General features: G+C 58.7%; 2 protein-coding genes and 2 pseudogenes. 2 read left to right on the top strand and 2 right to left on the bottom strand.

Annotated elements, in window-relative coordinates:
- A pseudogene (locus XcodCFBP4690_RS21940) lies at window positions 1-1,277 on the top strand (hypothetical protein); the annotation flags it as partial.
- A 114-nt stretch (window positions 1,278-1,391) separates the two neighbouring features.
- The gene (locus XcodCFBP4690_RS21935; protein ID WP_244183774.1) at window positions 1,392-2,492 is read left to right on the top strand and encodes a hypothetical protein; all 1,101 of its coding nucleotides are present in this window, start codon (window positions 1,392-1,394) and stop codon (window positions 2,490-2,492) included.
- Window positions 2,493-3,661: 1,169 nt separating this feature from the next.
- Here XcodCFBP4690_RS21935 and XcodCFBP4690_RS23245 read toward each other — a convergent pair.
- Together XcodCFBP4690_RS23245 and XcodCFBP4690_RS21925 are read right to left on the bottom strand one after the other, a co-directional pair.
- On the bottom strand, window positions 3,662-4,144 hold the full coding sequence (locus XcodCFBP4690_RS23245; protein WP_104544372.1) for a hypothetical protein: 483 nt from the start codon (window positions 4,142-4,144) through the stop codon (window positions 3,662-3,664).
- Window positions 4,145-4,196: 52 nt separating this feature from the next.
- Window positions 4,197-4,972: pseudogene (locus XcodCFBP4690_RS21925) on the bottom strand (AAA family ATPase); the annotation flags it as partial.

Below are 4,972 nucleotides of genomic sequence, written 5' to 3'. Positions count from 1 at the left end.
GTCACCGAACGTCAGCTGCATGGATGAATCCTCTACATGAGGCGGTAGTGTCGCGCATCTGTGGTGAGTTGATCAGACCTTTCCTAAAGGACCAGTGTGTCGCAATACCACTGCCCGATGGCACTTCGGTGCTTACAAAGATCTCTGGGATCCTGCTGCTGGTTGAGTTCGATGTGGGGTCGCGCGCCTGCGTTTCTTGGCAGGTGGTCATTGACGCTTCCTACGATCAGTTTGACCTACTGCGAACATTGTCCGCTGGACTCAAGACGTGGCATCCGCGTGATCTTAGTGATCGTCGTATGCGCTATCTGCCTAATGCATGGATGCCTGCGGCGATGCCGTCCCTGTTGCCTCGTGCGCTCAAGCTGTCGCTTGACAACTTCTCTGGTCATCTGGCCAAGCATGCCCGACGCACGATGCTACACCACCAACTCGGCATCTATAGATTCGGCGTAGCTGGAATTCCGCAAACTCGCGCCGAGATTGAGGCGTTCTTTAAGCTTATTGAACAGAAAGTGCTCCGGTTCCTTGCAGGAGGATTCGAGCCAGAGACGAAAAATCGGGTTGAGCAGAAGATTTCCACACGCAAGGCCTCGAACTATCCGATATTCGTCGACTTGTTGGAGGACTTTCTCGACGTTGCCATCAGTACCTATAACGTATCCGCACATCCGGAACTGCATAATCGCAGTCCGCGCGAGGTGGCGGAACGCTACATTGAGCTTGGTGGTATGCCGCTGCGCTCCTCGCGCACGGCCGACGACGCGCGCGATATGCGCCGAATCCGGGTCCAAGTGACCATTCGTGGGAGTAGGAACGGCGATGTTCTACCCCACGTCAATTACGGATATGGCACCTACCGTAGTGACACGCTCAATCCCCGTACGGACTTGATCGGCGAAAAGTTCCACGGCTACATCGAAGACGATGACGCCCGATTCCTGACGTTGCTTGATGAGCGTGGCCTGCCTTACATCACACTGCAGACGCTACCTCCTTATGCACGCACGCCCCATACGCTCGCCGAACGCAAGCGTGCCGAAAAGCTAAAACGGTCTCGTTCTGCGCGCTGGGAAGGAATCGATGACTTAATCGAGGCTTATCACGCCGACGTCCGCGAATGTGCACGACATATCAAGTGGGCGGCGGACGAAGTTGCCAATGGCGCTTTGCCCCGTGCTCCGGTTGACCGGCCGCTCTGCACCTCCGGCGGCGCGGCGCAAACGCTGGCGGGCCTTCCGCCACGTGGTGGGCCGGTGAACCTGCGCCGGCGCTGAACCGTTGCTTCTTCATTGATGGCGGCGGATCGCCGCCTCTGAGTTCAATCATGGAAACCAACAGATCACATTGCTTAGAAGGCACGACGCCCTATCAGATTCAAGGCTTTGCTCGTGTTAGCAAAACAGGAGCAATTCAGCTGCCTAGCGATCCTGTCCATCAAGACCCGCGCAAGTCCGACGAAATCACGACTACTCGCTCAACTGCATCCAGGGGTGGAAGCCATGACGACTGATGCTCGCCATCCCATGCTCCGCTTCAAGCGCCCACTTATTATCACGCGCCCTGGCGAACGATTGGCCGGTGATGCCAGAAACAGTATCGAGATTGGCTCTGATGCGATCTGGATCGATGGCTTCGGTCGCATCGGCAAGACCTATGGTGTTCGCCAACTTATCCAGACCGATGCTTGGCGGCCGTTCCCAATGTATATGATCGAATTCACCTATACAAAGCCGGCCAAGCCGGGCGAAGGCTACTTCGCCAGTTCCCTACTGCTGCAGCAAGGACAGACGGTCGCGGCAAGCGCGACAAGTAACGGCACACTCATGCGCGCAGTTCGCATGTTCCAGGAGGAAGGCCACCGCCAGAGCGCGCAGGTGATCGGCGTGGCTTTCAACGAGGCAAACCGCTCCACTGCCGACGAGTACGAGCACGTCATGTCGATCGTGAATGAGTGTGAGAAGACCGGACGAATCTTCTTTTTCTTTATCAATCAAACCGACTCAGGACGCTTTGATCGTTCGGCGATTGACAGGCGTCCGCCCCGACACATTTATGGACGTTTCTTCACCACCTCCCACCACTACACGGGTCTGCTGTGGGAGATCCCCAAGGTTGATCGAGACCATCAGCTTGCCTCGGACGTGGCCCTTGCCTTTCGCGAGTATGACGAGGAGTTAGTTTGGCCCGAAGGATCTGGCATCTCATATACGCACTATCTTGCCCCCAAGGCATACGCACTGGGCTGGCGGTTGGGCACCCAGGTCGATCTCATCCGCTCGGTAATCAATTCCCTGCGTGCCGAACACGGCCTACCTGACGTCGTGGAATGGCCGATGCAGTCATTCGAACGATTCGTGTACTTTATCCTGGTCCGAGTAGCCTACGATAATCCGGAGTTCAGTGAACTCACGGAAACAAGTATTCGTGAAGGACTGCTACGCGCGGGCTACCTGGAAATCGAGCCGGGCTATCGGGGCATGCCCGCATGATCATTCCTGCTGCTCAGCCGAGCCGCCCTATCACGCTACGAGGGACAGTGTCGCGCGAGTCCTTGACGCCGTTTGCTTCTTCGTTGACGACTCCGTTTGTGGGTATGGACCTTAAAGTCCTACCGGCAACATCTGCCTTCGGGTTACTTACGCGGCTCGTGCGGCTCAATGCCCTTAACCCGATCGACCTCTTTCGGCTTTTTGGAATCCGCAGCCGGCGGGCGGATGACCTATCGGAGCTGATGACCTTCTCTGAGGTTCGCCAAGCGGCTTTCGCTCGCGCCTTGCACCTATTCACAGTGCCGCCGACATGGAATCTGACGGCATGGTTCCCCTTTCAGGGGCCCTCGAACATTCTTAAAACTGGTTGGGCGCTCCGCTATTGCCCGCAGTGCATGCATTCGAGCTACCACACGCTACTACATCAATTACCCTGGATCCAGCGTTGTCCTTGGCACGGCGTTGCACTACAAAACAGGTGTAGGCGCTGTCGCAGGAAGCCGCCCACACTCGCCGATTGGTGCTTCGACCAGAATCTAGCGTGTGAATGTGGACACCCATTGCTGTCTACCGAGGCGGCTCTCAGGCAATCGGCCGGTCCGCCCTCAGGGGCCGCCGACTTCATCGCTATCTATTTGGACTGGGCCACCACCGAGAGAAGACGCACCATTCTTGTCATGCCGGAACTGCCGGCCGACGCGGCGACAGCACTGGCAAGCCTTGTTCAGTTGCCGAAGGCTTTGGAATGGAGGTGTGGCAAGCCTCAGGTCGCTCTTCACAAGCGTTCTTGGCGAACCACCATGCATAGTCCCCGCTGTAATCAGGAAGCTCTTAGACAGCTCAACACTTTGCGGCAGGACCGCCCTGGTTTCCTTACCGTCCCTGCTCGGATTCGGCCCGCGGTCGCAAAAGTAGCGGCAGATCTCGCACTCAAGCTGCCCGCGAGTACGCTCACCGACCGTGAAATGACGTTGTTCTTAGCTGGGGCCGGTATCGAGGCGCCAGCGACCTTTCGACCCGCCCGGCGAGGGTTCTCCGGATCACTCTCCGCACTCCCCCCCTGGGAGGTTGCCGGGCAGCAGTTCCTCAATCTTGCCTGCCTTCACCCTGCGTCCTACCGTTCTGTCGTTCCCTATCGATTCCGCTACGCCCATCGCGTCGGTTCGTTTTCACGATCGCATCCATCTCCTGAAGGTCACCTCCTGCACTTTGCGCATCCGCACATGCGGAGCCAGCACGGTGGGGATCACGATCTCGACGTCACCTTCCTCGTTGAGAGGTCCGCGGTAGCAGCATCCCAGCCGTCCGAGTTCGGGCATCAGGCGCTTGTCGGCCGGGAGGCCCAGCTGTTGCTTGACATAGGCGGCCTTCAGTTCCTGACCCACGTTTCCCTGAGCCAGGTACCGGTCGTCGAAGGCATACACCGGCAGTGCCCGTGTCAGGCTGACCTCCAGGATGTAGCTGGTCCCCGTTCCGGATTCGGGTGGCTCGACGTTGTCGTTAGCCACCTCGACAGTCGCGCCGACATACAGGCCGCTCCATTCCTCGTCGTCCCGACTCTGGTTGACGAACACGGCCGAATTCCATGTGTCGTACAGGGCTCCCTTGAACCCGATCAAGCCGCTGTTGATCTGACTTTTGGTCATCGCCATCACTGGTCTTCCTGCTTGTTGATTCCCGCTTGCATAGCGGTATGTCGGCGCCTCATGGCACCGTAGGCGCAAAGCGATAAGCCAAGTCGCCGCCGTCTGCATTCACGCATACGCCCGCGAGGCGATCACCGTGCAGCGTGCGCCCCAGCATCTCGCGCGAGACTTCCGCCAACATGGAATTGGTCAGGATCGCATCAATCATCCGCCCCCCGACTCACTCTCGGTACACCGGCTCACCACCAGCTCAACAACCGAGTCGTCATACTCGAACGGGATCCTGTAGCGCTCCTCGATCCGCTTCTTGATGCGGTTCAACTGCAGCCGCACGATCTGCCCGAGCATGGCGTTGCTCAGCGGGTAATACGGAATCGCCACCAGGCGCCCGAGCAATGCCGGCGGAAACACCTTCAACAACGGCTCGCGCAAGGCCTTGGCCATGCCCTCGGGGTCCGGCATCAGTTCCGGGTCCTTGCACAGGCTGGCGATCAGCTCGGTGCCGGCGTTGCTGGTGAGGATGATCAAGGTGTTGCGGAAGTCGATGCGGCGGCCTTCGCCGTCTTCCATCCAGCCCTTGTCGAAGACCTGGAAGAACAGTTCGTGCACGGCGGGGTGGGCCTTCTCCACTTCGTCCAGCAGCACCACCGAGTACGGCTTGCGTCGCACCGCTTCGGTGAGCACGCCGCCTTCGCCGTAACCGACATAGCCCGGCGGTGCGCCCTTGAGCGAAGAGACGGTGTGGGCCTCCTGGTACTCGCTCATGTTGATGGTGATCAGGTTCTGTTCGCCGCCGTACAGCGTTTCGGCCAGGGCGAGTGCGGTTTCGGTCTT

This window comes from Xanthomonas codiaei (genome assembly GCF_002939785.1).
In the GTDB taxonomy this organism is placed as follows: Bacteria; Pseudomonadota; Gammaproteobacteria; order Xanthomonadales; family Xanthomonadaceae; genus Xanthomonas; species Xanthomonas codiaei.
The sequence above is the reverse complement of the archived record's forward strand: the minus strand, read 5'-3'. Positions and strand labels throughout refer to the sequence as shown.

Bases quoted from the DNA above. Each gene is read 5' to 3' on its own strand.
- XcodCFBP4690_RS23245 (WP_104544372.1), bottom strand. From the start codon at position 4,144: ATGGCGATGACCAAAAGTCAGATCAACAGCGGCTTGATCGGGTTCAAG.